The sequence below is a fragment of the Streptomyces sp. NPDC002328 genome (assembly GCF_042890065.1).
Classification (GTDB): Bacteria; Actinomycetota; Actinomycetes; order Streptomycetales; family Streptomycetaceae; genus Streptomyces.
In genome coordinates this window covers 339,531-365,373 of sequence record NZ_JBIARQ010000002.1, presented here as the reverse complement: position 1 = coordinate 365,373, position 25,843 = coordinate 339,531, and the positions used below count along the sequence as shown (strand labels likewise).

Annotated in this window: 19 protein-coding genes and 1 riboswitch; of the genes, 9 read left to right on the top strand and 10 right to left on the bottom strand. The window is 73.4% G+C overall.

The window, feature by feature from the left end; genetic code table 11:
* Positions 1-83 precede the first annotated feature (83 nt).
* Both ACFYX4_RS07965 and ACFYX4_RS07960 read right to left on the bottom strand, forming a co-directional pair.
* Positions 84-323 (bottom strand): hypothetical protein, encoded by a 240-nt coding sequence (locus ACFYX4_RS07965; RefSeq protein ID WP_389327736.1) that lies wholly within the window; start codon positions 321-323, stop codon positions 84-86.
* Entirely contained in the window at positions 310-1,740 is a 1,431-nt protein-coding gene (locus ACFYX4_RS07960; protein WP_389327733.1) for a PspC domain-containing protein, read from the bottom strand. The genes ACFYX4_RS07965 and ACFYX4_RS07960 overlap by 14 nt, the downstream gene beginning before the upstream one ends.
* 179 nt (positions 1,741-1,919) lie before the next feature.
* On the opposite strand from ACFYX4_RS07960, the gene ACFYX4_RS07955 reads away from it, so the two are divergent.
* Positions 1,920-3,212 (top strand): PspC domain-containing protein, encoded by a 1,293-nt coding sequence (locus ACFYX4_RS07955; RefSeq protein ID WP_389327729.1) that lies wholly within the window; start codon positions 1,920-1,922, stop codon positions 3,210-3,212.
* Positions 3,209-3,955, top strand: a complete 747-nt coding sequence (locus ACFYX4_RS07950; protein WP_389327726.1) for a LuxR C-terminal-related transcriptional regulator — start codon at positions 3,209-3,211, stop codon at positions 3,953-3,955. Before ACFYX4_RS07955 ends, ACFYX4_RS07950 begins: the two co-directional genes overlap by 4 nt.
* On the opposite strand, the gene ACFYX4_RS07945 is transcribed toward ACFYX4_RS07950, so the two are convergent.
* Together ACFYX4_RS07945 and ACFYX4_RS07940 are read right to left on the bottom strand one after the other, a co-directional pair.
* On the bottom strand, positions 3,855-4,583 hold the full coding sequence (locus ACFYX4_RS07945) for a hypothetical protein (RefSeq protein WP_389327723.1): 729 nt from the start codon (positions 4,581-4,583) through the stop codon (positions 3,855-3,857). The two genes, ACFYX4_RS07950 and ACFYX4_RS07945, sit on opposite strands and share 101 nt — an antisense overlap.
* Before the next feature lie 296 nt (positions 4,584-4,879).
* Positions 4,880-5,974 carry an NlpC/P60 family protein gene (locus ACFYX4_RS07940; RefSeq protein ID WP_389327720.1) on the bottom strand — a complete coding sequence of 365 codons (1,095 nt, stop codon included), beginning with the start codon at positions 5,972-5,974 and terminating at the stop codon, positions 4,880-4,882.
* A gap of 523 nt (positions 5,975-6,497) precedes the next feature.
* Here ACFYX4_RS07940 and ACFYX4_RS07935 point away from each other — a divergent pair.
* Complete coding sequence (locus ACFYX4_RS07935) at positions 6,498-6,851, top strand: hypothetical protein (RefSeq protein ID WP_389327717.1); 354 nt, start codon at positions 6,498-6,500, stop codon at positions 6,849-6,851.
* A 22-nt stretch (positions 6,852-6,873) separates the two neighbouring features.
* Here ACFYX4_RS07935 and ACFYX4_RS07930 read toward each other — a convergent pair whose 3' ends face one another.
* Entirely contained in the window at positions 6,874-7,845 is a 972-nt protein-coding gene (locus tag ACFYX4_RS07930) for a tellurite resistance/C4-dicarboxylate transporter family protein (protein ID WP_389327714.1), read from the bottom strand.
* Between the two features lie 132 nt (positions 7,846-7,977).
* Complete coding sequence (locus ACFYX4_RS07925) at positions 7,978-9,186, bottom strand: NlpC/P60 family protein (RefSeq protein WP_389327711.1); 1,209 nt, start codon at positions 9,184-9,186, stop codon at positions 7,978-7,980.
* An 8-nt stretch (positions 9,187-9,194) separates the two neighbouring features.
* Positions 9,195-9,355, bottom strand: a riboswitch (cyclic di-AMP (ydaO/yuaA leader).
* A 271-nt stretch (positions 9,356-9,626) separates the two neighbouring features.
* Here ACFYX4_RS07925 and pcrA point away from each other — a divergent pair.
* The gene (gene pcrA, locus ACFYX4_RS07920) at positions 9,627-12,116 is read left to right on the top strand and encodes a DNA helicase PcrA (protein WP_389327708.1); all 2,490 of its coding nucleotides are present in this window, start codon (positions 9,627-9,629) and stop codon (positions 12,114-12,116) included.
* Between the two features lie 97 nt (positions 12,117-12,213).
* Here the strand turns inward: pcrA and ACFYX4_RS07915 are convergent, their stop codons facing one another.
* Entirely contained in the window at positions 12,214-13,929 is a 1,716-nt protein-coding gene (locus ACFYX4_RS07915) for a M23 family metallopeptidase (RefSeq protein ID WP_389327704.1), read from the bottom strand.
* A 116-nt stretch (positions 13,930-14,045) separates the two neighbouring features.
* On the bottom strand, positions 14,046-14,927 hold the full coding sequence (locus tag ACFYX4_RS07910; protein ID WP_389327701.1) for an esterase/lipase family protein: 882 nt from the start codon (positions 14,925-14,927) through the stop codon (positions 14,046-14,048).
* 381 nt (positions 14,928-15,308) lie between these two features.
* Here ACFYX4_RS07910 and ACFYX4_RS07905 point away from each other — a divergent pair, with 381 nt between their 5' ends.
* The gene (locus ACFYX4_RS07905) at positions 15,309-15,725 is read left to right on the top strand and encodes a cobalamin B12-binding domain-containing protein (RefSeq protein WP_389327698.1); all 417 of its coding nucleotides are present in this window, start codon (positions 15,309-15,311) and stop codon (positions 15,723-15,725) included.
* Between the two features lie 118 nt (positions 15,726-15,843).
* On the opposite strand, the gene ACFYX4_RS07900 is transcribed toward ACFYX4_RS07905, so the two are convergent.
* A complete protein-coding gene (locus tag ACFYX4_RS07900) occupies positions 15,844-17,481 on the bottom strand; it encodes a DUF5691 domain-containing protein (RefSeq protein WP_389327695.1) in 1,638 nt (545 codons plus the stop codon).
* 216 nt (positions 17,482-17,697) lie between these two features.
* Entirely contained in the window at positions 17,698-19,101 is a 1,404-nt protein-coding gene (locus ACFYX4_RS07895) for an SWIM zinc finger family protein (protein WP_389327692.1), read from the bottom strand.
* A 145-nt stretch (positions 19,102-19,246) separates the two neighbouring features.
* Here ACFYX4_RS07895 and ACFYX4_RS07890 point away from each other — a divergent pair, with 145 nt between their 5' ends.
* The 4 genes from ACFYX4_RS07890 to sucC all read left to right on the top strand — a co-directional run bounded on the left by ACFYX4_RS07890 (position 19,247) and on the right by sucC (position 25,841).
* Positions 19,247-20,377, top strand: coding sequence for an AAA family ATPase (locus ACFYX4_RS07890; RefSeq protein ID WP_389328644.1), 1,131 nt, complete (start codon positions 19,247-19,249; stop codon positions 20,375-20,377).
* A gap of 79 nt (positions 20,378-20,456) precedes the next feature.
* Positions 20,457-22,895: a DUF5682 family protein gene (locus tag ACFYX4_RS07885; protein WP_389327689.1), complete on the top strand. Its 2,439-nt coding sequence runs from the start codon at positions 20,457-20,459 to the stop codon at positions 22,893-22,895.
* The gene (locus ACFYX4_RS07880) at positions 22,892-24,169 is read left to right on the top strand and encodes a VWA domain-containing protein (RefSeq protein ID WP_389327686.1); all 1,278 of its coding nucleotides are present in this window, start codon (positions 22,892-22,894) and stop codon (positions 24,167-24,169) included. The genes ACFYX4_RS07885 and ACFYX4_RS07880 overlap by 4 nt, the downstream gene beginning before the upstream one ends.
* A 493-nt stretch (positions 24,170-24,662) precedes the next feature.
* Positions 24,663-25,841, top strand: coding sequence for an ADP-forming succinate--CoA ligase subunit beta (gene sucC, locus ACFYX4_RS07875; RefSeq protein WP_389327684.1), 1,179 nt, complete (start codon positions 24,663-24,665; stop codon positions 25,839-25,841).
* Positions 25,842-25,843: the final 2 nt, after the last annotated feature.

Genomic DNA, 25,843 nt, shown 5'->3' with positions numbered 1-25,843 from the left:
CGCTGCGACGGGCGGCTGCTCGACCCCGCAGCGGCGGGAGGCTGCTCAACCCCGCAGCGAACGGGGGCTGCTGAACCCCGCCGTCAGGTCGCCGTCCCCGGTCCGGCCTCGGGCGTCCCCGATGCCGGACCGCGCCGTCTGCGCAGGGAACGGGTCAGCATTCCCGTCGCCCCCGCGAGGGACAGCCCGCCCACCACGACCGGGATCATCACGAACCACGGGGTGTCCCACAGCCCGCCCGCGTCGCCCGCGTAGATGACGCCCGCGAGGGTGAAGACCACGCCGGCGACCAGCCGGCCCGGCCGGAACTCATGACGCAGCACGGGTCACCTCCGCCTGTCCCGCCCCGACATGGAGGTCGAGGTCGATCGTCCCGGCGCCCTCGCCGCCCGATGCCGGCGACAGGGTCACCTCCGTGTGCTTGCCCGGTTGCACGTCCACGTCCTTCTCGTCCTCGCCCGGCAGTCGGATGTCGCCCAGGCCCACCTCGACGCTCAGCTTCACCGTCGCATCCGGCGGCACGACCACCTTCAGCCGCCCGATCCCCACCTCGGCGCCGGTGCTCACCGTCTGACCCTTCGCCAGGTCCACGCGTGACAGGTCCAGTACGGCTTCGCCGGTGCCGAGGTCGTAGTTCTCGTGCACGTCCGTCACCGCCGTGGGCCGCCAGGTCGTGTTCATCCAGTGCGTGTCGATGTCCTTGGGCAGGACCGCCGACCCGGCCAGCAGGGCCGCCGTGAGCACCGCCAGGAACACCGAGCCCGCGCCGGTGCGCCCGAGGAACGAGCTGACCGCGATGCCCACGCCCAGGATCACGAGTGCGGTGGCCAGACCCGCCTGGAGGCTGGTGCCCAGCGGATGCTCGTCCCAGGTGAGCCGGGTGACGAAGCTGCCCGCGAGCGCGGCGAGCAGGAAGAGCCAGCCGCCGATCCAGCGGGGCCCGCGCTGCCGGATCGCCTGGCCGCGCGCGCGGAGGGGGTCGTAGGGGATCTTGTGACCGGCGAGTCTGACGTCGAAGACCGACGTGACGTCCGGGGTCCCGGGGGCCCGGGGGCCCCACAGATAGCCCGTGCCGCCGTCGTGCGTGCCGTCCTTGACGATGGGGTCCCGCCACCAGGACGGGTAGGCGGCGGGAACCGGCGGCGCCTGGGCCTCCGGCGGGGCGTCGGCCACGGCCTGCGCGGCGAGCGGGTCGGTGTCGGCGTTGTCCCGGTGCCGTGACCAGTACGCCGCGCCGGCGAGGAGGAGGGAGAGGACGACGGCGAAGGTCAGCACGCCGCCGTTGTTCAGCATCGACAGGAACACTCCGCAGCCGACCAGCGCGAACAGCAGGGCCGCCAGCGCCTGCCCGTCGACCCGGCCGGTCAGGAGCCTGCGCACCTCGTTCTGGCCGTCGTCGCCGTACGGGACGATGAGCCAGGCGAAGCCGTAGAAGATGAGGCCGATGCCGCCCGTCGCGGAGAGCACGGCGAGCGTGATCCGGAAGATCACCGGGTCCATGTCGCACTGCCGCCCGAGTCCCGCGCACACACCGGCGAGCACCTTGTGCTCGCGGTCGCGGCGGAACCGGTGCGGGAGGTGGTCGGCAGGGCCGGGATCCTCGGGTGAGGTCGCGCCCGCCCGCCCGTGTGCGCGCGGTTCCTCACCTGCGGCGCCGGGGGCGCCGGTGGACGGGTGGGCCGCGTCGGGCGCGGCGCCCCCGTCGGGCACGGCGTCCGCGGCGTGCTGGTGATCTGTCATGAGTCCATGGTGGCGGGCGAGACGCCTCGACGGCAGTCGGGATGACCCTGGTCGGACCCTGATATCGGCCCCGATCCCGGGCCCGGGAGGCGTTCGACCTGCGACGGCGTCGAAGATCAGGGGCGTCTCGGGGGCAAACCCTGATGCCCGGGCCGGACCGCCGTGTGACCATCGTTGGCATGCCGGAAGCCGCAGCAGCGCCACTCGTCGAACCGCGGCCGCCGCGCAAGCTCTACCGCAGCAGCGACGGACGCTGGCTGGGTGGCGTGGCGCGGGGGCTCGCCGGGCATCTCGGACTGCCCGTGATCTGGGTGCGGCTCGTCTTCGTCGGCCTGTTCATGGCGGACGGCCTCGGCGCCCTGCTCTACGCGGCCTTCTGGTTCTTCGTGCCGCTCGGGATCGGCGGCGTCGGCGACCAGAGGTCACCCTCCCTCGTCGCCACCGAGACCGCGCCCGACGGCCGCCGCAGGCTCGTCGCCCGCAAGCCGGACAAGGGCCAGATCGTCGCCCTGCTCCTCATGGTCGTCGTGGCGATGGTCTTCGTCGGCAATGTGAACCTGGGCAGCGGTGCGAAGGCGTACCTCCTGCCCGCCGTCCTCGTCGGCGCGGGCGTCGCCCTCGTCTGGCGGCAGGCGGACAACGCCCGCCGGGCCCGCTGGGTCGAGGTCGGCCGCAGACGCCGTACGCTCACGCTCCTGCGCGCGGGCGCCGGCGTCCTCCTGGTCGCGGCCGGCGTGTCCGGGATCTTCGTGTTGCAGGGATCCGCCGCGCACCTCGGCTCGGTGCTCCAGGCGGCCCTCGCCGTCCTCGTCGGCATCACGCTGCTCGCCGGTCCCTACCTGGTCCGGATGACGCAGGACCTGTCCGAGGAGCGGCTGATGCGCATCCGGGCGCAGGAGCGCGCGGAGGTCGCCGCCCACGTCCACGACTCGGTGCTGCACACGCTCACACTGATCCAGCGCAACGCCGAGAACGCGAGCGAGGTGCGCCGCCTCGCCCGCGCCCAGGAGCGGGACCTGCGCACCTGGCTCTACAAACCCGAGGGCACCGGCAAGGACGAGGCGGACGAGCCGGACACCGTCGCCGAGGCGGTCAGACGCAGCGCCGCAGAGGTGGAGGACAAGCACGGCGTGCCCATAGAGGTCGTGGTCGTGGGCGACTGCCCGCTCGACGAGCGGGTGGCCGCGCAGATGCAGGCCGCGCGCGAGGCGATGGTGAACGCCGCCAAGTACGGTGGCGAGGGCGGCGCCGTACAGGTCTACGCCGAAGTCGAGGGAAGGACGGTCTTCGTGTCCGTCCGGGACCGAGGTCCCGGCTTCGACCTCGATTCCATACCCGCCGACCGCATGGGCGTCAGAGAATCGATCATCGGCCGTATGGAGCGCAACGGAGGCACCGCGCGGCTGCGTGCGGTGCCCGACGGCGGCACGGAGGTCGAGCTGGAGATGGAGAGGGCGGAGAAGACGACATGAGCGAGCCCACCGAGGCGAACGGAACGGCGGGAGCGGCCGAGGCGGCCGAGCCGGCGCGGTCCTCCGGCGACGGCGCGGGAGGACGCCGGGTGCGCGTGGTCCTCGTCGACGACCACCGTATGTTCCGCACGGGCGTCCAGGCCGAGATCGGCCGGACCGACGAGACCGGCGTCGAGGTCGTCGGCGAGGCGGCGGACGTCGACCAGGCCGTCACGGTCATCACCGCGACCCGGCCCGAGGTCGTCCTCCTCGACGTGCATCTGCCGGGCGGCGGCGGGGTCGAAGTGCTGCGCCGCTGCGCCCCGTTGATGGCGGACGCCGAGCAGCCGGTGCGGTTCCTCGCCCTGTCCGTCTCGGACGCGGCGGAGGACGTGATCGGGGTGATCCGAGGCGGCGCCAGAGGGTACGTCACCAAGACGATCACCGGCGCGGACCTGGTCGACTCCGTCTTCCGCGTGCAGGAGGGCGACGCCGTCTTCTCGCCGCGCCTGGCCGGGTTCGTCCTCGACGCCTTCGCCTCCACCGACGCCCCGCCGGTCGACGAGGACCTCGACCGTCTCACCCAGCGCGAGCGCGAGGTCCTGCGGCTCATCGCCCGCGGCTACGCCTACAAGGAGATCGCCAAGCAGCTGTTCATCTCCGTCAAGACGGTCGAGTCCCATGTGTCGGCGGTCCTGAGAAAGCTCCAGCTGTCGAACCGGCACGAGCTGACGCGGTGGGCGACGGCACGACGGCTGGTGTGACCCCGGGGGCGGCGCCGGCGGGCCCCAGTGCCCGCAGTGCCCACCGGTAGTGCCGTACGGCCTTCACCACGCCGATGAGGCCCGCCAGCCAGAGGATGGTGCCGACGCCCACGCGGAGGGTGACCTCGGCGTACGTCGACCGGCCGGACTCCGCGCCGGCCGCGGAGGCGAAGGACGCCCACAGGCCGATCGCGCCGACGCCGAGGGAGGAGAGCAGCCAGAAGAGACTGAGACCGGGGGAGCGCAGACGGGCGTCGGACAGCGGGTGGCTGTCCAGAGCGAGCCAGGCGTCGAGGAGTTGACGCAGCTGGTGGTCGCGGCGCACGGCGAGGGCCACGGCGACGACGGAGGGGGTCAGCGACGCGAGTCCGAGGAGCGCGAACACCGGGCCGAGGAGGAAGCCCGTCGGGTCCCTCTCCTCGAACTGCTGAATAGGCAGCACCAGCAGCGCCCAGCCGATGATCGCCGCGAGCGCCAGCAGCCACAGCAGCAGTACGCGGTGGACGCCGAGGCTGTGCCGGTGCAGCTCGTCCAACGCCCGCTCCCGGTCGGCCAGCAGCGCCGACCGGTCCGGCCAGAACCGGATGTGCGGCGGGGGAGGGGGAGGAGGCAGCGCGGCTGGGGACATCGGGCCTCTTTCGGGCGGGCCAGGAGCGGTGGCGGTGCGGGGCGGGACGGCGGTCTGCCCGACGCCGGCGTACAGGCGCGGTGCGGTTCGCTTCGCGCGCCGAACCTACCGTGTCGCATGCCCATGCCACGCAGACCCGACGGTCGGTGGACTTCGGGTCGCGCCGCCGGTCGATCCCGGGTCGCGCTCCTGACGACTGCCCTGCCCGGCCCTGTTCAGCCCTTCCCAGCCCTTGCCGGTCCTTCCCAGCCCTCCTCAGCCTCTGTCCGGCCTTGTCCGGACCCGCCTGGGCTCTGTCACACCACCCGGGTCGCCCCCGCGTAGGGCATCTCGTCGAGAGGGGCGACGCGTACCGGGGCCGACGGGTTCGGGGCGTGGATCATCTTGCCGTCGCCGACGTAGATGCCGACGTGGGTGATGCCCGAGTAGAAGAACACCAGGTCGCCCGGGAGGAGTTCGGAGCGGGAGACACGGCGGCCGGCGTCGATCTGCGCGTAGGTCGTACGGGGCAGGGCGACGCCCGCGGAGCGGTACGAGGCCAGGACGAGGCCGGAGCAGTCGAAGGCGTTCGGGCCGGTCGCGCCCCACACATAGGGGCTGCCGAGCTTGGAGTAGGCGTAGGAGACGGCGTCCGCCGCGCGGGAGTTGGGGGCCTGGGCGGCGGCGGAGCCGGGGGCCGGGAGGGCGTCGCGGGGGCCCGTGGAGCCGCGCGAGGCACGGGTGTCCGCGCTGCCGCCCGCACCTCCGCCGCCGCCACCCCCTCCTTCGAGCCGGGCCCGGTCCTGCGCCGTGAGCCGGGACAGCAGGTCGCGTGCGGCGTCCAGCTTGCCGGTGATCGTCTTCTTGTGCCGTCGCAGCTCCGCCTGGCGCTTCTTGAGCGAGATCAGTTCGACGCGGGCCGCGCCCCGCAGCTGCTCGATCTCCCCCAGCTGCTTGCGGACCCGGGCGACGGCGCCGGACTGGCGGTCGCCGGCCCGTTCGGCGAAGGCAGCGCCGTCCAGGTAGGCGTCGGGGTCGTCGGAGAGGGCGAGCTGCATCGCGGGGTCCAGGCCGCCGCCGCGGTACTGGGCGGCCGCCATCGAACCGAGCGCCTCGCGCGCCGTGTTCAGCCGCAGCTCCTTGCGGGCGGCCTCGTCCCGCAGGGCCTTCAGCCGGCCCTCGGTCGCCGTGGCCTTCTCCTGCGCGCCGTTGTACTTCTCGGTGGCGGCCTCCGCCTCCTGGTACAGCCTGTCCACCTTGGCCTTCACCTGCGCCGGCGTGGGCTCGGGAGCCGCGTGTCCGGCCCCTTCGAAGGCCGTCGCGCCCGCCGCGCCCGCGAGGGCGATGGTGACCGCCTTACGGGCCGCGTGGCCGCCGAACGAACGCTGACGAGGCTTGCGGTGCGCTGCCACGTGGGACTGCACGTCCTTTCGTACGCCCGCCTCGTCGGTACGGCCGTCGGATGGGGCCGGGCGGGGGCCCGTGCCCGCCGTGGGGAGCGGACGGACGTACGGCCGCGGGGAGCGGCTGACGCGTCCGGCGGCGGCCCGCACAGGGGAGCGGGGGCACGCCGCCGGACTTTCGGCGGTGGTGGCCGACTGCCGCCCCTGGTCCGGACGGCGGTGGGGAGCCGGTCACCTGGGGGAGGACGCTAGGCCCGGTGACGTCGGGTCGGTGACGCGATGTGCGGAAGTGACACGAGCGGACTGGCGGCTGACCGGATGTGGTCACCGAGCCGGTCCGAGGGAGTCGACTTCGCGCACCGCGCTGACCGATGCGGCGATTTCGGGGCACATCCGAGCGGTCGGCTGCTATGAGACGCATATATGCACGAGCCGCGCAGGGGTGGCCCGGTGTCGGGCAGGAGTGGGCCGGTGCCGCGCAGGGTGGGCCGGTGTCGGACGCCGGCCGCCCGGCTGATTAGCATCCGGCTCCATGGACGTACTCATCCAGTTCTTCGTCGGCCTGCACATCATCGGCATCGCCGCGCTCCTCGGCGGCTTCCTCACGCAGATGAAGGCGATGGGCCGGGGCACGGCCCGCTTCGTGCCCGCGATGCTGCACGGCGCGGCGACGATGCTGGTCACCGGCGTGATCCTGGTCGGCCTCAACCAGGCGGACGACCAGGCGGTCAACAACATCAAGATCGGGGTGAAGCTGGCCCTGCTGGTCGTGATCCTCGGCCTCGTCTATGTGAAGCGGGACGACGAGACGGTGGAGAAGCCGCTGTTCGGTCTCGTCGGGCTGCTGACCGTGGCCAACGTCTTCATCGCGGTCCTGTGGACCTGACCCGCCCGATCCCCTCACCCCCTCACCCCGCGCCGGACCTGATCGACTCCCTGGCCGCCAGGACCGCGCCCGCGGCGACGGCCAGCCACGCCGCCACCGCGATCCACAGCAGCACCTCGCCCGGGCCCTTCAGCCACGGGACGTCGAGGGCGGCGGCGACCGTCAGCGTCGACGCCGCGGTCATGCTCATGGGGAACACCGTCGCCCAGCGGTCCACGGCGTAGCGGGGCCGGGGCCACCACGCCTCGGCCAGGAGCAGCACGACGTAGCAGCACAGGTCGAGGACCAGCAGCGCGGCGGTCAGCGTGCGCAGGGCGCCGCGGTCGTCCGCGTTCCACAGGTACATGCCGCTCTCGCCGGCCTCGACGAGCTTCGCCCCGGCCAGCGCCGAGATCGCGAGCGCCCCGCCCGCCACCCAGTGGTCCCCGGCGCCCTCGGCCACCTGCCTCCGGTCGAACCGCCACAGCGCGATGCCGTAGAGGATCAGGCCGAGCCAGAACAGCGCGAGCGCGGTGTGCGCGAGCCAGGCCGTCGTCTCGGACCGGGCGAGGGTCGCGCCCAGCACAGCGAGCGCCTGTGTGGCCACGCAACACAGGAACACCGCCCCGGGCATGCGCCGCCCCCAGTGCCGTAGGACGGTCACGAGCAGCAGCGGCCAGAGCACCGCCGCCGGCGCCAGCAGCGCTTTGGCGAGCGCGTCCGGACCGGAGGCCGCGATCCGCGTGCCGAGCAGGGCCGTCGCCGCGACCGCGGTGAGCGCCCCGGGCGTGCCCGCCTCGGCCCACCACCGCTCGCGGTCCCGGGCCAGCCGCACGACGAAGTCCGCCGCCAGCGCCGCCCAGGCGAGGCCGGCCAGCACCAGGGCGATGACGGACAGGGTCTCGTGCCCGGCCAGCAGCAGACCGACCGAGAGGACGCCGGTCGCCATCACGGCGGCCCCGGCCGCCGGCGGACGCCGCGACCACCAGGCGCGCAGGGACGAAGAGCCGGGCATGCGGCGATGCTAAGGAGCCCGGGGCGGCTCGCTCGGGGGCACGCGCGGCGGCCACCGGAAATACGCGCGGGCGCACTACGGAGAACGCCGCCTCATACCTCCGGGGGACGCCGGACCTCCCCTCGAGGGGACTCAGGCCGGGCGGACCACGCTGTGGATCGAGGACTCCCCGTCGTAGTACACCGACTCCTCGCGCACGTACGCCCCCGGCTTGGGCGCGTGGATCATCATGCCGTTGCCGATGTAGAGGCCGACGTGCGTGACGTCGTCGTAGAAGAAGATCAGGTCGCCGGGCCTGGCGTCGGTCAGGGAGACGGTCGTGCCGGCGTCGACCTGGTCGTAGGTGGTGCGCGGGAGCGAGACGCCGGCGGCCTTCCAGGCGGCCTGGGTGAGGCCGGAGCAGTCGTAGGCGTCGGGGCCGGTGGCGCCCCAGACGTACGGCTTGCCGATCTGCGCGCGGGCGTAGGCGAGCGCCTTCCCGGCCTTGGTGGCGTAGGACGCGTCCGCCGCCGGGGACGACGGCGAGGACGGCGAGGACGGCGAGGACGGCGACGAGGGTGACGTCGGCGACGTCGACGGCGCGTCCGTGCCCGTGGAGCCGCCGCTCTCCTGCCGTGCCGCGGCCTGCTCGGCCGCCTGCTGCCGCGCCAGCTCCGCCGCCTTGCGGGCGGCCTCCTGCTGCTTGCGCTCCTCGATCGCGGCGAGCCGCGCCTTCTCCTGCGCCGTCAGCTGCGACAGCAGCACGCGCGCGTCGCCGAGCTTCTTCTGGACGGTGGCCTTGGCGGCCTTCAGGTCGTTCTGCGAGGCGGTGAGCGACTCGAGGCTCTGGGAGGCCTCCTGCCGCTTCTTCATCGTCGCCGACTGCTCGGTGACGTAGTCGTCGACCGCGTCTTTCTGCCGCTCGGTCAGCCGGCCCATCAGCTGGCTCTGGTCGAAGTAGTCCTGCGGGGTGTCCGCGAGCAGGAAGGCCGCGGTGTCGGGCGCGGAGGCGCCGGTGCGGTACTGGGCGGCGGCGAAGGAACCCAGTTCCTCGCGCGCCTCGTTGAGCTTCTGGGTGCGCTCGGCGACGTCGTCGAGGAGGGTGTCGACGCGCTTGCGCTGCGTGGTCGTCTTCTCCTGGGCGGCGTTGTACTTCTCGGTCGCCGACTCCGCCTGCCGGTAGAGGTCGCCGACCTTCTTCTCGACCTCCTCCAGGCTCGGCTTGTCGTCGGTGGAGGGCGCGGCGTTGGCCGTCTGCGAGAGCAGCGCCACAGAGGTCAGGGCGGCGGTGGCGAAGGCGGGGGTGCGTATGCCTGCTACGCGCGAACCCGGGGGGCGGGGCTTGCGGTGCTGCGACGCCAAGGGAGGCGACTCCTTCCGTGTTCCGCCTACCGGGTTAGCTGTCGGGTTCGGGCGGGTGCTTCGGAAGGGTTGCCCTACGGCCGCGTCCCCGAAGGGAAGGAGGGCCGATTCACCCCAAGGTCTCGGTGGGTCCCCGGCTCCGGCTGCCGCGAGGGGGCGCGCCGGACTCGGCGGAGGCCGCGCGGCCCGGCGAGGTTCGCCGGTGGGGGTCGTACGGCCTGCCCGGCACGGTAGCCAACTGGTGTGGTCCCTGTGAAGGTTGATGGGTGATATGCCCGATACATTTTCGTGACCTTGGGTCAGGGCTTCCACTTGCCGTGATCGATCCGGGTGAACCGGGAGGGTTTGTCATGCTTCGCCGGGTCCGTCGTGTGTGTCCGGCCGGGATGTTTCCGGGACGGCCGCGGGTTGTCAGTGCGGCCCCCTAGACTCGGAGAGCGATGAGCAGCCTCTTTGACGACAGCTTCCTGGCGAGCCTCCAGGCCCCGCGCGGCCACGAGGAGGAGCCCCCGCCTCCGCCCGAGGACGATCACGCTCCGGAGTCGGTTCCGGACGATCTGTTCGGCGGGAAGTTCGACGTGCCCCCGGACCGGGACGCCCACTACCGCGACGGCGCCCCGCGCCCGGTCATCGACGCCGCCGCGCTCCTGGACGGGCTCAACGACAACCAGCGCGCAGCCGTCGTCCACGCGGGCGCCCCGCTGCTCATCGTCGCCGGCGCCGGCTCCGGCAAGACGCGCGTGCTGACCCACCGCATCGCCCACCTCCTCGCCGAGCGCGAGGTCCACCCGGGCCAGATCCTCGCGATCACCTTCACCAACAAGGCCGCGGGCGAGATGAAGGAGCGCGTCGAGCAGCTCGTCGGCCCGCGCGCGAACGCGATGTGGGTGATGACGTTCCACAGCGCGTGCGTGCGCATCCTGCGCCGCGAGAGCAAGAAGCTCGGCTTCACGTCGTCGTTCTCGATCTACGACGCCGCCGACTCCAAGCGTCTGATGGCCCTGGTCTGCCGTGATCTGGACCTCGACCCCAAGCGGTACCCGCCGAAGTCCTTCAGCGCCAAGATCAGCAACCTCAAGAACGAGCTGATCGACGAGGAGGACTTCGCCGCCCAGGCCGCCGACGGCTTCGAGAAGACCCTCGCGCAGGCCTACGCCATGTACCAGTCGCGGCTGCGCGAGGCGAACGCCCTCGACTTCGACGACCTGATCATGACGACGGTCAACCTGCTCCGCGCCTTCCCCGACGTCGCCGAGCACTACCGCCGCCGCTTCCGGCACGTCCTGGTCGACGAGTACCAGGACACCAACCACGCCCAGTACGCCCTGGTCAGGGAGCTCGTCGGCACCTCCGAGCACCCCGTCGACGTGCCGCCCGGCGCGTACGACGTGCCGCCGGCCGAGCTGTGCGTCGTGGGCGACGCCGACCAGTCGATCTATGCCTTCCGTGGCGCGACGATCCGCAACATCCTTCAGTTCGAGGAGGACTACCCGGACGCGACGACGATCCTGCTGGAGCAGAACTACCGCTCCACGCAGACGATCCTGTCCGCCGCCAACGCGGTCATCGAACGCAACGAGTCCCGCCGCCCCAAGAACCTGTGGACCAACGCGGGCGAGGGCGCGCGCATCACCGGCTACGTCGCCGACACCGAGCACGACGAGGCGCAGTTCGTCGCCGACGAGATAGACCGCCTCACCGACGCGGGCGACGCGAAGGCCGGGGACGTCGCGGTCTTCTACCGCACCAACGCCCAGTCCCGTGTCTTCGAAGAGGTCTTCATCCGCGTCGGCCTGCCCTACAAGGTCGTCGGCGGGGTCCGCTTCTACGAGCGCAAGGAGGTCCGGGACGTCCTGGCCTACCTGCGGGTCCTCGCCAACCCGGAGGACTCGGTGCCGCTGCGCCGCATCCTCAACGTGCCCAAGCGGGGCATCGGCGAGCGCGCCGAGGCGATGATCGACGCCCTGTCCCAGCGCGAGAAGATCAGCTTCCCTCAGGCCCTGAAGCGCGTCGACGAGGCCTACGGCATGGCCGCGCGGTCGACGAACGCCGTGAAGCGGTTCAACACGCTGATGGAGGAGCTGCGCACGATCGTCGAGTCGGGCGCGGGACCGGCCACCGTCCTGGAGGCGGTGCTCGAACGCACCGGCTACCTGGCCGAGTTGCAGGCCTCCACCGACCCGCAGGACGAGACCCGCATCGAGAACCTCCAGGAACTCGCCGCCGTGGCCCTGGAGTTCGAGCAGGAGTCGGCGGAGGGCGAGGCGTCCGGCTCGCTCTCGGACTTCCTGGAGCGGGTCGCGCTCGTCGCCGACTCCGACCAGATCCCCGACGACGAGGAGGACGGCTCGGGCGTCATCACGCTGATGACCCTGCACACCGCCAAGGGCCTGGAGTTCCCGGTCGTCTTCCTCACCGGCATGGAGGACGGCGTCTTCCCGCACATGCGCGCCCTCGGCCAGGCCAAGGAGCTGGAGGAGGAGCGCCGTCTCGCCTACGTCGGCATCACGCGCGCGCGGGAGCGGCTCTACCTGACGCGGTCCGCGTTGCGCAGCGCGTGGGGGCAGCCGTCGTACAACCCGCCCTCCCGGTTCCTGGAGGAGATCCCGGCCACGCACGTCGACTGGAAGCGGACGGGGGCGGCCTCGCCGCCGCCCTCCCGCGGCCCGGCGTCCGGGGTGGCGGCCTCGCTGTCGTCGTCCCGCTCGCGCTCCTCGGCGTCCGGCGCGTCCGGCTTCGCCACGCGGCGCACGGCGGAGAAGCCGGTGGTCGCCCTGGCCGTCGGCGACCGCGTCACCCACGACCAGTTCGGGCTGGGCACGGTCGTCGGGGTCAAGGGCACGGGCGCCAACGCGGAGGCCACGATCGACTTCGGCGAGGCCAAGCCGAAGCGGCTGCTGCTGCGGTACGCGCCGGTGGAGAAGCTCTGACGGCCGGTGCAGCCCTGACAGCCGGTCGAGAAGCCCTGACATGAGAGAAGCCCCCGCCGTGAGGGCGGGGGCTCGCTCATCAGGGGTGCCGGGTCGGCTATGTCGGGTCCAGGCCGTGGCTGCGCAGCCACGACAGCGGGTCGATCGAGCTGTTCCCGCCCGGCCGGACCTCGAAGTGCAGGTGCGGGCCGGTCGAGTTGCCGGAGTTGCCGGAGTAGGCGATCGGCTCGCCGGCCTTCACCTTGGTCCCGGAGGCGACGCGGTAGCTGGAGAGGTGGCAGTACCAGGTCTCCGTGCCGTCCTTCGCCGTCACGATCATCATGTTGCCGTAGGCGACGTTGTACTGCGTGCGCACGGTGCCGTCGGTCGCGGCCATCACCGTCGTGCCGTAGGAGACCGGGAAGTCGATGCCGGTGTGCTGGGACATCCAGTTGATGCCGGACTGGCCGTAGAGGGCGCTGAGTCCGTGCGCGCCGACCGGCAGGGCGTACTTGGGACGCAGCCGCTCCTTGCGGGCCGCCTCCGCGATCGCCTTCTTCCGCTCGGCCTCCTGCTGCGCCTTGAGGTCGATGCGCTCCTGCGTACGGCTGGCGCGGTCGGCGAAGTCGTCGGCCTCGGCGCTCAGCGTCTGGAGCTGGGCGTCCAGCTTGTTGTTGGCCGCGGACGGCTTCACGGGCTGGGCTTCCGACGCGGACGCCGTGGTCTCCTTGTCGTCCCCGCCGGTCAGCGTGCCGACGGAGGCGGCGGCGATCCCGGCGACGCCCATCACGCAGGCGGAGGGCACGGCCACGGTCATGAGCGCGGAGCGCTTCGCGGGCGTCCGGCGGCGCGAGCGGCTCGCGGCGCGGGCGGCGACCCGGGAGGACGGGGCCGGCGTGGCCTCCTCCTGGCCGTCGAGGAGGGGGACCGAGGAGACGGCGGGCAGCTCGCCGGTGGCGGCCGGATCGCCGTCGGCGGCGGTGTGCTCGTCGTAGCCGGCGGCGTCGCCGTAGGGGCTCTCGTCGTACGCGCCCGTGTCGTCGTACGCGCCCGCCTCGTCGTAGGCGACGGCCTCGAAGGTGGCGGTGGCCTGCTGGTCGAACGGGACCTCGGTCTGGTGCTCGTAGTCGTCGCCGGACTGGGTGGCGGCGCCGTCGGAGTTCCACTGGGTGGCGTCGTAGGCGCCGGTGTCGAAGGTCTGCGTGCCCCATTCCCACTGCTGGGTCCGTTCGGCCGCGCCCTCGGACGGGTCGGGCTGGAGCCAGGCGCTCGCGTCCCACTGGCCGCTGGTGTCGGGGGCCGGGGACTGCTGCGGGATGGCGGACAGCTGCTGCTGGTCCGTGGACCAGGCGGTCGTCTCGTACGCGCCCGTGTCGTAGACGGCGTGGTGCTGGGCCGCGTACGGGTCGTAGTTCAGGGTCTGGTGGCTGCCCGTGCCGAGCGTCTCGTGGGTGCCCGTCGACCACTGCGTGGCGTCGTACGTGCCGGGCGGAGTTCCCTCGGCCGGCAGGTGGCCGAAGAGGGGGTCCGCCGCGTAGTGCCCGGTGGGGTGGGTGCCGGTGTCGGCGTTGCCGCCGTCCGCGGTGCCGCTGTCGTAGCCGTACGAGGTGAAGCCGTCGTACGAGGCCTCCTGGGTGCCGTAGGACGCGTAGTGCGCGGAGTCGGCGTCGGAAGCCGGGGCCGGGGTGGTCATGGTCCCCGACGGGTGACGGTCGTTCACCAACTTCTCTCTCGCCTCGACAACAGGGGCTGCCAGAGCAGTGCGGCGACTGTACCCGGCAGTACGCGGGCACGACAATCTTCCGCAGGTTTCGCGCCCGCGTGAAAGGGGCATTCGGCCCCGTTTCGGGGGAGGGCGGGCGCGGGTTTGGCCCTATGTTCGAGACGTGTTCGATCTCGTTCGGCTGTCAGGACGGTCCTCAGGCCACCGTGAGGCTGCTCGGACGGTCCTCAGGCCACGGTGAGGCCGTCCGTGTGCGGGGCCGCCGCCGCGGCTGCCGCCCGGTCGGTGTCGAGCGCCTCCCGTATGCCGGTCGCGACGGCCGGGTGCACGGGGAGGGCGAGATGGCCGACGCCGCTCACCTGGACGTTCTGCGCCCGCAGATCGGGGTGGTCGAGGCGGGCGCTCTCCAGGGGGTCCATCAGGTGGTCCAGGTCGCTCCAGAAGCTGACGAAGTTCGTGCGGCAACCGGGGGCGGGCCGGGACAGCTCCGCCATGACCTCCGACTCGGGGCGCATCTGGCGCACTATGGGGTGCGCGTTCGCCAGGGGCGCCACCCGTGTGCCGGAGTGCGGCGTGCCGAGCGTGACCAGCGTCCGCACCCGGCTGTCGCCGCCGAGGCACTGCACGTAGTAGCGGGCTATCAGACCGCCGAGGCTGTGCCCGACGACGTCCACCCGGCTGCTGCCCGTGCGCTCGCAGATCTCCTCGATGTGCCGGCCGAGCAGCTCGGCCGCGGTCCGGATGTCGCAGGTCAGCGGGGAGTAGTTCAGGGACTCGACACGGTGCCTGCCGTGCTGGGCGAGACTGCGGCGCAGCAGGACGAAGACGGAGCGGTTGTCGATGAAGCCGTGCAGCAGGACGACCGGGGGCGGGGCCTGGGTCGGCAGCCGGGCCGGATCGCTCGGGCCTTCCGCCGCGGGAAGCGGGGGGACGACCTGTCCGCGGCGCTCCTGGACGATGCCGGAGGGGTACAGGAGGAGGTGCCCGGCGAGGATCGCGAGCTCCAGGGCCGTCGCCTTGAGGAGCGTCACGGAGAGCCCCGCCAGCCTGCTCGGCAGCAGACGCTGACACAGCGGAAGAATGGGCTCCAGCGCCCGCGTGACCTGCATGGCCGACCTCCTGTCGGCACGCCGGGGACGCCTCTGTCCCCCGTGTGCCCTCGTCGGAAGTCGCGGCCGAAGAGACCGGCGACCGGCGGCAGACGTGCCCGCCGATGCGCGACATCGCCCTGGCGCGCGTCCTGCGCCCGGCGGTGCGGCGACCTCGTGTGCGGCTCCCGATGCGCGAGTACCCCTCTGATGAAGAAGGAACCACGCGCGGTGAACGTGTACATGTCCCACTGTGTGATTTCCCCCTCGCCGCACCCGAGAAACTGCCGGTTGCGGGATGCTGGAGATAACGTTCGTTCACTTCCTCCGGCCGGAGCGGTGGTACCTCTCGGTACGCAGGGATTCGGTACGGATGGATGAACTCGCTTCATGGAGGCAGTGATGGGTGTGGCAGCCGGTCCGATCCGCGTCGTGGTGGCCAAGCCGGGGCTCGACGGTCACGATCGTGGCGCCAAGGTGATCGCGCGGGCTCTGCGCGACGCCGGCATGGAGGTCATCTACACCGGCCTCCACCAGACGCCCGAGCAGATCGTCGACACCGCGATCCAGGAGGACGCCGACGCGATCGGCCTGTCCATCCTCTCCGGCGCGCACAACACGCTCTTCGCCGCCGTGATCGAGCTGCTCAAGGAGCGGGACGCGGCGGACATCCTGGTCTTCGGCGGGGGGATCATCCCCGAGGCGGACATCGCGCCGCTGAAGGAGAAGGGCGTCGCGGAGATCTTCACGCCCGGGGCGACGACGACGTCGATCGTGGAGTGGGTGCGGGAGAACGTGCGGCAGCCGGCGGGGGCGTAGGGCTCGTGCCGGTGCCGGTGCCGGTGCCGGTGCCTGTGCCTGTGCCTGTGCCGGTGTGAGCGCGTGTGAGCGCGGGTTGCCGGTGGGGCCGTGACCTGTGTGGCCGTGGCCGGTGTGTTCATGCCGGTACGGGCTCCTGTGCCGCCTCCAGCTCCGCCGTCATCGCCGCCCGCAACCGCAGTGTCGTCCCCAGTCGCTGGAACGCCTCCGCCCAGTAGCCGCCGGCCCCGGGCGAGGCGTCCTCCGGTTCGTCGGGGACCGCCAGCAGGGCGTCCAGACGGCCCGCCTCCGCCGGGTCGAGGCAGCGCTCCGCCAGGCCCATCACCCCGCTGAAGCTCCACGGGTAGCTCCCCGCGTCGCGGGCGATGTTCAGCGCGTCGACCACCGCCCGCCCCAGCGGCGCGGCCCACGGCACCGCGCACACGCCGAGCAGCTGGAACGCCTCCGACAGGCCGTGCGCCGCGATGAAGCCCGCCACCCACTCGGCCCGCTCGCCCACCGGCAGCGTCCCGAGCAGCTTGGCCCGCTCGGCGAGCGAGACCGCGCCCGGACCGCCCGCCCCGGGCGCCGACGGCGCGCCGAGCAGCGCCCGCGACCAGCCGGCGTCCCGCTGCCGCACGGCCGCCCGGCACCACGCCGCGTGCAGCTCGCTCATCCACTCGTCGGCGACCGGCAGCGCCACGATCTCCTCCGGCCCACGGCCGCCCAGCCGCGCGGACCAGGTGGCGAGCGGGGCCGCCTCCACCAGCTGGCCGAGCCACCAGGACCGCTCGCCCCGGCCGGACGGGGCCTTGGCCGCCACGCCGTCGCGTTCCATCGCCGCGTCGCACTCGTGCGGCGCCTCCACGACGATCGTCGGCGTGTCCCGGGTGCGGTCGACGGCCACGCACGCGCCTGCCCGCACCGCCATCCGGGCGGCGAGCGCCGAGCCCGGCAGCGCCGACAGCAGTTCCGCCGCCGTCGCCCGGACGTTGCGGCTGCGGTCGCCCAGGGCCTGCTCCAGGAACGGCTCGTCGCGCGGGCCGAGGCCGGTGCGCAGCGAGTCGAGGAACATCAGCCTGTCCTCGGCGCGCTCCGTCGGCCAGGTGGCCATGAGCAGCGCGCGGGCCGCGTCCGGGTCGCGGGACCGTATCGCCGCGAGGAGGGCGACCCGCTCGGCGAACAGTCCTTCCCGCCAGAGCCGCGCCACCCGGTCCTGCTCGTCCGGTCCGGGCAGGGACGCGCCGGAACCGGGGGCGGCGCGCAGGGCGAACCGCCAGTCCGGGTTGAGCCGGGCCAGCCACAGGGCGCGCGTGCCCGCGAACTCCAGGGCCGCCGGACGCAGGTCCGTGCGGGCCCGGGCCGCGTCCAACAGGGCGGGCAGGGTCTCGGGGGGCGGGGCGAAGCCGCGCGCGTTGGCCGCCGCCAGCCACTGGGGCAGCAGCTCCATGAGGTCGGGCGCGCTGCCTCTGCGGCCGGCTCCGCCCGCGCCGGGGCGGTCGGCCAGCAGGAGGGTGAGTCTGCGGGCCGCGGCGGTGGGGAGGGGCGGGCGGGGGTCGGGGGGCGCCGGCTCCGGACGGGGGGCCGCCCGACCCGGACGCAGGGCGGCCCTGCGGCGTACGGTGTCGGCGGCGGCGGCGTCGAGCAGGGCCGTGGGGGCGGTCCCGCCGGGGGGTGTGCCGGGGGGTGTCCGCCGGTCGGTGCCGAGGAGGGCTGCGGTGACTAGGTCTTCCCAGGTGAGGGGTATCGGGGACTGAGTGTGGTGATCGCCGGTCATCGGGTTCCCTTGCGGCTCATTCGGTGCCTGCCTTGCGTCGGGGTTCGGCAATTCGGGGGTGCCGGTGGGGCGAGGTGGCCGTGGGGGTGGGTGCCGCCGGAGGTGCGCTCACCGGCGCCGGCCGGGTGCCGCTGCGCCCACCCTCCCCCACTCTCGGCTTCGCTCGAGCGGGGGGACCCCCATCGCCCCAGCGGCACGACTGCCCGCAGCTAGGAGCTAGGGAAGGGGGATTGGTCTTTTGGGGGGTTGGGGCCAGGCTGTCAGGGGGGTGAAGCCTTGGTGGCCGCATTCGCCGGTGATTTTGATCGGGGTGCCGGCGGAGACGGCGATCAGGCGCCACAGGGCGGGGCGCGAGGTCGGGGTGAGGGGGAGGGATGTGTCGCCTTCGGCGTCGGCCAGTTGCCAGGAGTCGCCCGTCGGGGTCGGTACGACGTCGTCCAGCGTCACCGGGACGGAGTCCAGCCAGGGGTCGTCGCGGAGGGCCTCGCCGTAGTGGGCGGTCGCCTCGGCCGTCGTCATGCCGGGTGGGCGGATGCCGGTCGGGGCGGGTGGGGCGAACCGCTCGCCCAGGGAGGCCCGCAGCCCTCCGGTCCCGGGGTGGAAGGACAGCTCGGCGTCCAGGGTGAGGCCGACCGGCAGGGACAGCTCGGGGGCGCGGCCGGCGGCGCCGTAGGAGAGGAGGAGCGCCGTGCGGGACGAGGCCGTGCCGCGCAGCCAGATGCGGCGGGTGGTCAGCTTGGCGTCCGCGGTGTCGTACTGGGCGAGGACCAGCCAGTCGTCGCGCAGCGGTGGGCCGTCCGGCGCGGAGGGCAGGCCGACGCGGGTGCGGACGGTGGCCGCCAGGGCGTCCGGCAGACGGTCGCGCCGCAGCCAGCCCTGGTCGAGGAGGTGGAGCAGCGCGCACTCCTCCAGCAGCCGCACCGGCCAGCCGGGCCCGGACGACGGGATCGCCCCCAACTCCCGCACGCGTGAGGCCAGTCCGGGTGCCTGGGCGTCGACCATGCGAGCCGCCGTCTCCTCCCACAGCCCGTAGCCCGACTGCTCGGCCGTGGCCAGGCCGGAGCGCAGGAGGTCGGCGAGCCGCTGCTCCAGTTCCGTCGCCCCCGCCGTGATCCGCTCGGCACGCCGCTCCGCCCGTCGTCGCGCCCCCTCCGGGTCGGCCGGGCCGGATCCGGAACCCGGCGCATCCGCTGCCCGTTTCTCCCGTGCGCGCTCGCGCCGCGCCGCGATCCACGGCTCCGCCCAGTCCGGCCCCCGCCCCGACACCGCCGCCACCTCCCCGGCGGACCAGAGCAACAGCAGCCCCAGCGCGTGCTTGCACGGGAACTCACGGCTCGGACAGCTGCACTTGTACGCCGGACCCGACGACCCCACGGAGCCCGACGCGCCCACCGAGCCCAACGCCCCCGCCGCGCCCGTCACGTTCACGACGTCGACGACCGTCCGATACGGCCTGCTGCCGCTGCCTTTGCACAGCCCCCACACCGCCCCCTCGTCCGAACTCCCCGTCTCGGACCACGGACCGGCCGTGCCGAGTTTGCCTCCCGCTTTGCGTGACGTGGCGTCAGGCGCCAGTGCCAGCACCTGCTCCGCAGTCCAGCGCACCCCCTGCTGAGTCATGCCATCGAAGGTAGGTCCCCCCACTGACAATCGGCCCCGCCGCAGCGCTCGCCAGCGCGTTTGCGCAGGTCACATCGCGTTGTCAGTGGGGTGGTGCACGGTGGACACCAGATCCGAACCGGCCGAGCTGGAGGGGGCCTCAGCCATGTCCGTGTCCGTCGACCCGACGTCCGTGGAACCGAGTGAGCAGCATCCGACCGAGGCGTTGCGGCCGCACGCCGAGGCCGCCTTCGCCGGCGAACTCGCCGCGCTCGCCGCGCAGGACGACCGCCCGCGCCCGGCCCGTTGGAAGCTGTCGCCGTGGGCGGTCGCCACCTATCTCCTCGGCGGGGCGCTGCCCGACGGCACGGTGATCACACCGAAGTACGTGGGGCCGCGCCGCATCGTCGAGGTCGCCGTCTCCACGCTCGCCACCGACCGCGCCCTGCTGCTGCTCGGTGTGCCCGGCACGGCGAAGACATGGGTGTCCGAGCATCTCGCGGCGGCCGTCAGCGGCGATTCGACGCTGCTGGTGCAGGGCACGGCGGGGACGCCGGAGGAGGCGATCCGCTACGGCTGGAACTACGCGAGGCTCCTCGCGCACGGGCCCAGCCGGGACGCCCTCGTGCCCAGCCCGGTCATGCGGGCCATGGCGGAGGGGATGACGGCGCGCGTCGAGGAGCTGACCCGCGTCCCGGCCGACGTGCAGGACACGTTGATCACGATCCTGTCCGAGAAGACGCTGCCGATACCGGAGTTGGGGCAGGAGGTACAGGCCGTCCGCGGCTTCAACCTGATCGCCACCGCCAACGACCGCGACCGCGGGGTCAACGAGCTGTCCAGCGCCCTGCGCCGCCGTTTCAACACGGTGGTGCTGCCGCTGCCCGCGAGCGTCGAGGCCGAGGTCGACATCGTCGCGCGGCGCGTCGACCAGATCGGCCGCTCCCTCGACCTGCCGGCCGGGCCCGACGGCATCGACGAGATCCGCCGGGTCGTCACCGTCTTCCGCGAGCTGCGCGACGGGATCACCGCCGACGGCCGGACGAAGGTCAAGTCGCCGAGCGGCACGCTGTCGACGGCGGAGGCCATCTCCGTCGTCACCAACGGGCTCGCCCTGGCCGCCCACTTCGGCGACGGGGTCCTGCGCCCGGCCGACGTCGCCGCGGGCATCCTCGGCGCGGTCGTCCGCGACCCGGCCGCCGACCGGGTGGTGTGGCGGGAGTATCTGGAGGCGGTGGTCCGCGAGCGGGACGGCTGGACCGACTTCTACCGCGCCTGCCGGGAGGTGAGCGCATGACCGCGCCCCTCGGCGGCCGTGGCCGGTGCGCGCCGGACGGCGGCGACTCGACGTGGATCCGACGGCGGGGGAGGACGGGATGACGGGGACCGCGGAGCGGCCGCTGCTGCTCGGCGTGCGGCATCACGGCCCCGGCTCGGCGCGCGGGGTGCGGGCGGCGCTGGAGGCGGCCCGGCCGCGGGCGGTGCTGATCGAGGGCCCGCCGGAGGCCGACGCGCTGATCCCGCTGGCCGCCGACGAGGGCATGCGACCGCCGGTCGCGCTCCTCGGGCACGCCGTGGACGAGCCCGGACGGTCGGCGTTCTGGCCGATGGCCGAGTTCTCACCGGAGTGGGTCGCGCTCCGCTGGGCCCTGGAACACGGGGTCCCGGCCCGCTTCATCGACCTGCCGGCCGCCCACACCCTGGCCTGGGAGAGGGAGGAGCCGCCCGGGACCGAGGCCGGGAACAAGACCGGGACCGAGACCGAGACCGGGGCGGAGGCCGGGATCGCGGCGGCCGTAGGACCGCGCGTCGACCCGCTCGCGGCGCTCGCCGAAGCCGCCGGTCACGACGATCCCGAGCGCTGGTGGGAGGACGTCGTCGAGCATCGGTCGGAGGGGGAGCGGGACCCGTTCGCGCCCTTCGCCGCGCTGGAGGAGGCCATGGGGGCGCTGCGCGAGACGTACGACGGCACGGGGGCCGAGGACGGCAGGGACGCCGTGCGCGAGGCGTACATGCGGCTCCAGGTGCGGGCGGCGCAGCGGGAGCACGGGGCCGAGGGCGTGGCGGTGGTGTGCGGGGCCTGGCATGTGCCCGCGCTGCGGCGGCGGACCTCCGTCGCGGCCGACCGTGCGCTGCTGAAGGGGCTGCCCAAGGTGAAGGCCGACCTGACCTGGGTGCCGTGGACGCACCGCAGGCTCGCGCGGGCCGGGGGATACGGCGCGGGCATCGACTCGCCGGGCTGGTACGGGCATCTGTTCGCCGCGCCGGACCGGCCGGTGGAGCGCTGGCTCACCAAGGTGGCGGGCCTGCTGCGGGAGGAGGACCGGATGGTGTCCTCCGCGCACGTCATCGAGGCGGTGCGACTGGCCGGGACGCTGGCCGCGCTGCGCGGACGTCCGCTGCCCGGCCTGAGCGAGACGACGGACGCCGTGCGGGCGGTCATGTGCGAGGGCTCGGACGTGCCGCTGGCGCTGGTGCGCGACCGGCTGGTCGTCGGGGACGTGCTGGGGGAGGTGCCGGCCGGCGCGCCCGCGGTGCCGTTGCAGCGCGACCTCGACCGGTCGCAGCGGCGGCTGCGGCTGAAGCCGGAGGCGCAGGAGCGGGAGGCGGAGCTCGACCTGCGCGGGGAGAACGACGCCGAGCGCAGCCGGCTGCTGCACCGGCTGCGGCTGCTGCGCGTCCCGTGGGGCGAGCCGGTCGCCTCGCGGACCGGCACGGGCACCTTCCGGGAGACGTGGCGGCTGCGCTGGGAGCCCGAGCTGTCGGTGCGGGTCGCCGAAGCCGGCGTGTGGGGGACGACCGTCCTGGCCGCCGCGACCGCCAAGGCGGAGGCCGACGCCGTCGCCGCACGGGGGCTCGCCGAGGTCACCGCGCTCGCCGAGCGCTGCCTCCTGGCCGGTCTGCCGGACGCGCTGCCGACGGTGATGCAGGTCCTCGCCGACCGCGCGGCCCTGGATGCCGATGTCGGTCATCTCGCCGAGGCCCTGCCCGCCCTGGTCCGCGCCCTGCGCTACGGCGACGTGCGCGGCACCGACACCGGCGCGCTGGCCGGCGTCGCCGCCGGGCTCGCGGAGCGGGTCTTCGTCGGTCTGCCCTCGGCCTGCGCCGCGCTGGACGCCGATGCGGCCGAGGAGATGCGACGCCACGTCGACGCCGTGCACGGAGCGGTCGGCCTGCTGGAGGAGGCGGTCGAGCCGGTCGGGCCGGAACCGGGAGGGGACTCGGGGGACGCGCCCGCCGCACGCCACGGCGACCTGCGGGGACGCTGGCGCGGGGTGCTGCGCGCACTGTCCGCGCGGGACGCCGTGGCGGGGGTGATCCGGGGGCGGGCCGTCCGGCTGCTGCTGGACGAAGGGGACGTGGAAGGCGAGGAGGCGGCGCGGCTGATGGGCCTCGCGCTGTCACCGGGCACGCCGCCGGGGGACGCCGCCGCCTGGATCGAGGGCTTCGTCGGCGGCGGCTCCGGGGGCGGGCTGCTGCTCGTGCACGACGAACGGCTGCTCGCGCTGGTCGACGCCTGGCTGACGGGGGTGCCGACGGAGGCGTTCACGGACGTGCTGCCGCTGCTGCGGCGGACGTTCGCGGCGTACGAGACGGGGGTGCGCAGAACGCTCGGGGAGCTGGTGCGGCGCGGGCCGGCGGCGCGGGGGAGCGTCGTGGGGGCGGCGTCCGGGACACCCGGCTTCGCCGCCGAACCGGACGCCGAGCGGGCGGACGCGGTCCTGCCGGTGGTCCGACTGCTGCTGGGACTGGGCGGGGATTCGGGCGGCGGCCCGGCACAGGACGACAGCGATCTCGCGGGGGTGAGCACATGACGGACGGACCGACGCGTTCGACGAAGGCAGAAACGACGGCAGAAACGACGGCAGAAACGACGGCAGAAACGACGGCAGAGGAAGAGGACTCCGCGCGGGAGCGGCTGCGGCGGTGGCGGCTGGTGCTCGGCGGGGGCGACGCGGACGGCACCGGCCACGCGCTGTCCGGGCGGGACGCCGGAGTGGACGGCACGCTCGACGCGCTCTATGGAAGGAACGGGAGGAACGGAAGGACGGGGGACGCGCAGCGGGCGGGGCGGGACCGTTCGGCGGGGCTCGGGGCGTCGGCGCCGGCCGTGGCGCGCTGGCTCGGGGACGTCCGCAAGTACTTCCCCTCCTCCGTCGTGCGGGTGATGCAACGCGACGCCATCGACCGGCTCGGGCTGTCCACACTGCTGCTGGAGCCGGAGATGCTGGAGGCGGTGGAGGCGGACGTGCACCTCGTCGGCACCCTGCTCTCGCTGAACAAGGCGATGCCGGAGACGACGAGGGAGACGGCGCGGGCCGTCGTCCGCAAGGTGGTCGAGGACCTGGAGAAGCGGCTCGCGACCCGCACCCGGGCCACGCTCACCGGCGCCCTCGACCGCAGCGCGCGCGTCAGCCGCCCCCGTCACCACGACATCGACTGGAACCGCACGATCGCCGCCAACCTCAAGCACTACCTGCCCGAGCACCGGACGGTCGTGCCGGAGCGGCTCGTCGGCTACGGGCGGGCGTCGCGGTCCGTGAAGAAGGAGGTGATCCTCTGCGTCGACCAGTCGGGGTCCATGGCGGCGTCGGTGGTGTACGCCTCGGTGTTCGGGGCGGTGCTGGCGTCGATGCGGTCGATCAGCACCCGGCTCGTCGTCTTCGACACGTCGGTCGTCGATCTCACCGACCAGCTCGACGACCCCGTCGACGTCCTGTTCGGCACCCAGCTCGGCGGGGGCACGGACATCAACCGGGCGCTCGCGTACTGCCAGTCGCGGATCACCCGGCCCGCGGACACGGTGGTGGTGCTCATCAGCGACCTCTACGAGGGCGGCATCCGGGACGAGATGCTGAAGCGGGTCGCGGCGATGAAGGCGTCGGGAGTGGGGTTCGTCGCGCTGCTCGCGCTGTCCGACGAGGGGGCGCCGGCCTACGACCGGGAGCACGCGGCGGCGCTGGCGGCGCTCGGCGCGCCGGCGTTCGCCTGCACGCCCGATCTGTTCCCGGAGGTGATGGCGGCGGCCATCGAGAGACGCCCGCTCCCGGTGCCGGACCGGGACGACTCGGCGGCCCGCGGCAGCTGAAGCGGGCCGAAGGCCGGCGCGGCGGCTGAGGGGGAGTTCGCGTCAAGCTTTGTCGGCTCTCGCCGCTCGATGCGGCCTCGGCGGGGCATCCGTCTCCCCGGGAGTGCCGCTCGGACGGCCGAAAGCCGTCGGACGTGTCCGGGTCCGTGCCCCGCGAAGAGGGCGGGTCGTCCCCATTGGGGTGGGGATGGCCGGCCCTGAGGCCCCCCGGGGCCGTTCACGGGGTCTCACCGGGTCAACCCCAGCTCGGTGAGGCCCCTCCCTCGCGGCACTGCGTGTCAGTGAGCGCGGCATCATGTGACAGGTATCACCGCTCAGGTGTGACCCGCGATTTAGAGGCCCCCTGGAAGCAGAGATAACCTGCGAGACGGACATGCCGCGCGCTCGGACACCGTGTGCGCTTCCCTTGTGACACAGCGGACGTCGTCACGTTGCCCTTCGCGGCACGCCCACGCATCCAACGAACCGCGATCACTGATAGGGACGGAAGCGCGTGGACCTGTTCGAGTACCAGGCGAGGGACCTCTTCGCCAAGCACGATGTACCGGTGCTGGCCGGTGAAGTCATCGACACGCCTGAGGCGGCGCGCGAGATCACGGAGCGTCTGGGCGGCAAGTCCGTCGTCAAGGCGCAGGTGAAGGTCGGTGGTCGCGGCAAGGCCGGCGGCGTCAAGCTGGCCGCCAGCCCGGACGAGGCCGTCGCCCGCGCGACGGACATCCTCGGCATGGACATCAAGGGCCACACGGTCCACAAGGTGATGATCGCCGAGACGGCTCCGGAGATCGTGGAGGAGTACTACGTCTCCTTCCTCCTCGACCGTGCCAACCGCACCTTCCTCTCCATCGCGTCCGTCGAGGGCGGCGTGGAGATCGAGGAGGTGGCGGCCACCCGTCCGGAGGCCGTCGCCAAGACGCCGATCGACGCCAACGAGGGTGTGACCCCCGAGAAGGCCCGCGAGATCGTCGAGGCCGCCAACTTCCCGGCCGAGGTCGCCGACCAGATCGAGAACATCCTGGTCACCCTCTGGAAGACCTTCGTCGCCGAGGACGCGCTCCTCGTCGAGGTCAACCCGCTGGCCAAGGTCGCCTCCGGCGCCGTCATCGCCCTCGACGGCAAGGTGTCCCTGGACGAGAACGCCGAGTTCCGTCAGCCGGAGCACGAGGCCCTCCAGGACAAGGACTCGGCCAACCCGCTCGAGGCCGCCGCCAAGGAGAAGAACCTCAACTACGTCAAGCTCGACGGCGAGGTCGGCATCATCGGCAACGGCGCGGGTCTCGTCATGAGCACCCTGGACGTCGTCGCCTACGCCGGTGAGGCGCACGGCGGCGTCAAGCCCGCCAACTTCCTCGACATCGGCGGCGGCGCGTCCGCCGCCGTCATGGCGAACGGCCTGGAGATCATCCTGGGCGATCCGGACGTCAAGTCCGTCTTCGTCAACGTCTTCGGTGGCATCACCGCCTGCGACGAGGTCGCCAACGGCATCGTGCAGGCGCTGAAGCTCCTCGAGGACCGCGGCGAGGAAGTCACCAAGCCGCTGGTCGTGCGTCTGGACGGCAACAACGCCGAGCTGGGTCGTCAGATCCTCTCCGACGCCAACCACCCGCTCGTGCAGCGCGTGGACACCATGGACGGCGCGGCCGACAAGGCCGCCGAGCTCGCGGCCGCGAAGTAAGG

What these genes read in the sequence shown, in the direction of transcription:
- ACFYX4_RS07885 (WP_389327689.1), top strand. Translation starts at nt 20,457, where the DNA reads ATGACGGGGACCGCGGAGCGGCCGCTGCTGCTCGGCGTGCGGCATCAC.
- ACFYX4_RS07915 (WP_389327704.1), bottom strand. Translation starts at nt 13,929, where the DNA reads ATGCCCCTTTCACGCGGGCGCGAAACCTGCGGAAGATTGTCGTGCCCG.
- ACFYX4_RS07960 (WP_389327733.1), bottom strand. Translation starts at nt 1,740, where the DNA reads ATGACAGATCACCAGCACGCCGCGGACGCCGTGCCCGACGGGGGCGCC.
- ACFYX4_RS07930 (WP_389327714.1), bottom strand. Translation starts at nt 7,845, where the DNA reads ATGCCCGGCTCTTCGTCCCTGCGCGCCTGGTGGTCGCGGCGTCCGCCG.
- ACFYX4_RS07935 (WP_389327717.1), top strand. Translation starts at nt 6,498, where the DNA reads ATGGACGTACTCATCCAGTTCTTCGTCGGCCTGCACATCATCGGCATC.
- ACFYX4_RS07955 (WP_389327729.1), top strand. Translation starts at nt 1,920, where the DNA reads ATGCCGGAAGCCGCAGCAGCGCCACTCGTCGAACCGCGGCCGCCGCGC.
- ACFYX4_RS07900 (WP_389327695.1), bottom strand. Translation starts at nt 17,481, where the DNA reads ATGACCGGCGATCACCACACTCAGTCCCCGATACCCCTCACCTGGGAA.
- ACFYX4_RS07905 (WP_389327698.1), top strand. Translation starts at nt 15,309, where the DNA reads ATGGGTGTGGCAGCCGGTCCGATCCGCGTCGTGGTGGCCAAGCCGGGG.
- ACFYX4_RS07890 (WP_389328644.1), top strand. Translation starts at nt 19,247, where the DNA reads ATGTCCGTGTCCGTCGACCCGACGTCCGTGGAACCGAGTGAGCAGCAT.
- ACFYX4_RS07895 (WP_389327692.1), bottom strand. Translation starts at nt 19,101, where the DNA reads ATGACTCAGCAGGGGGTGCGCTGGACTGCGGAGCAGGTGCTGGCACTG.
- ACFYX4_RS07950 (WP_389327726.1), top strand. Translation starts at nt 3,209, where the DNA reads ATGAGCGAGCCCACCGAGGCGAACGGAACGGCGGGAGCGGCCGAGGCG.
- ACFYX4_RS07910 (WP_389327701.1), bottom strand. Translation starts at nt 14,927, where the DNA reads ATGCAGGTCACGCGGGCGCTGGAGCCCATTCTTCCGCTGTGTCAGCGT.
- pcrA (WP_389327708.1), top strand. Translation starts at nt 9,627, where the DNA reads ATGAGCAGCCTCTTTGACGACAGCTTCCTGGCGAGCCTCCAGGCCCCG.
- ACFYX4_RS07945 (WP_389327723.1), bottom strand. Translation starts at nt 4,583, where the DNA reads ATGTCCCCAGCCGCGCTGCCTCCTCCCCCTCCCCCGCCGCACATCCGG.
- ACFYX4_RS07880 (WP_389327686.1), top strand. Translation starts at nt 22,892, where the DNA reads ATGACGGACGGACCGACGCGTTCGACGAAGGCAGAAACGACGGCAGAA.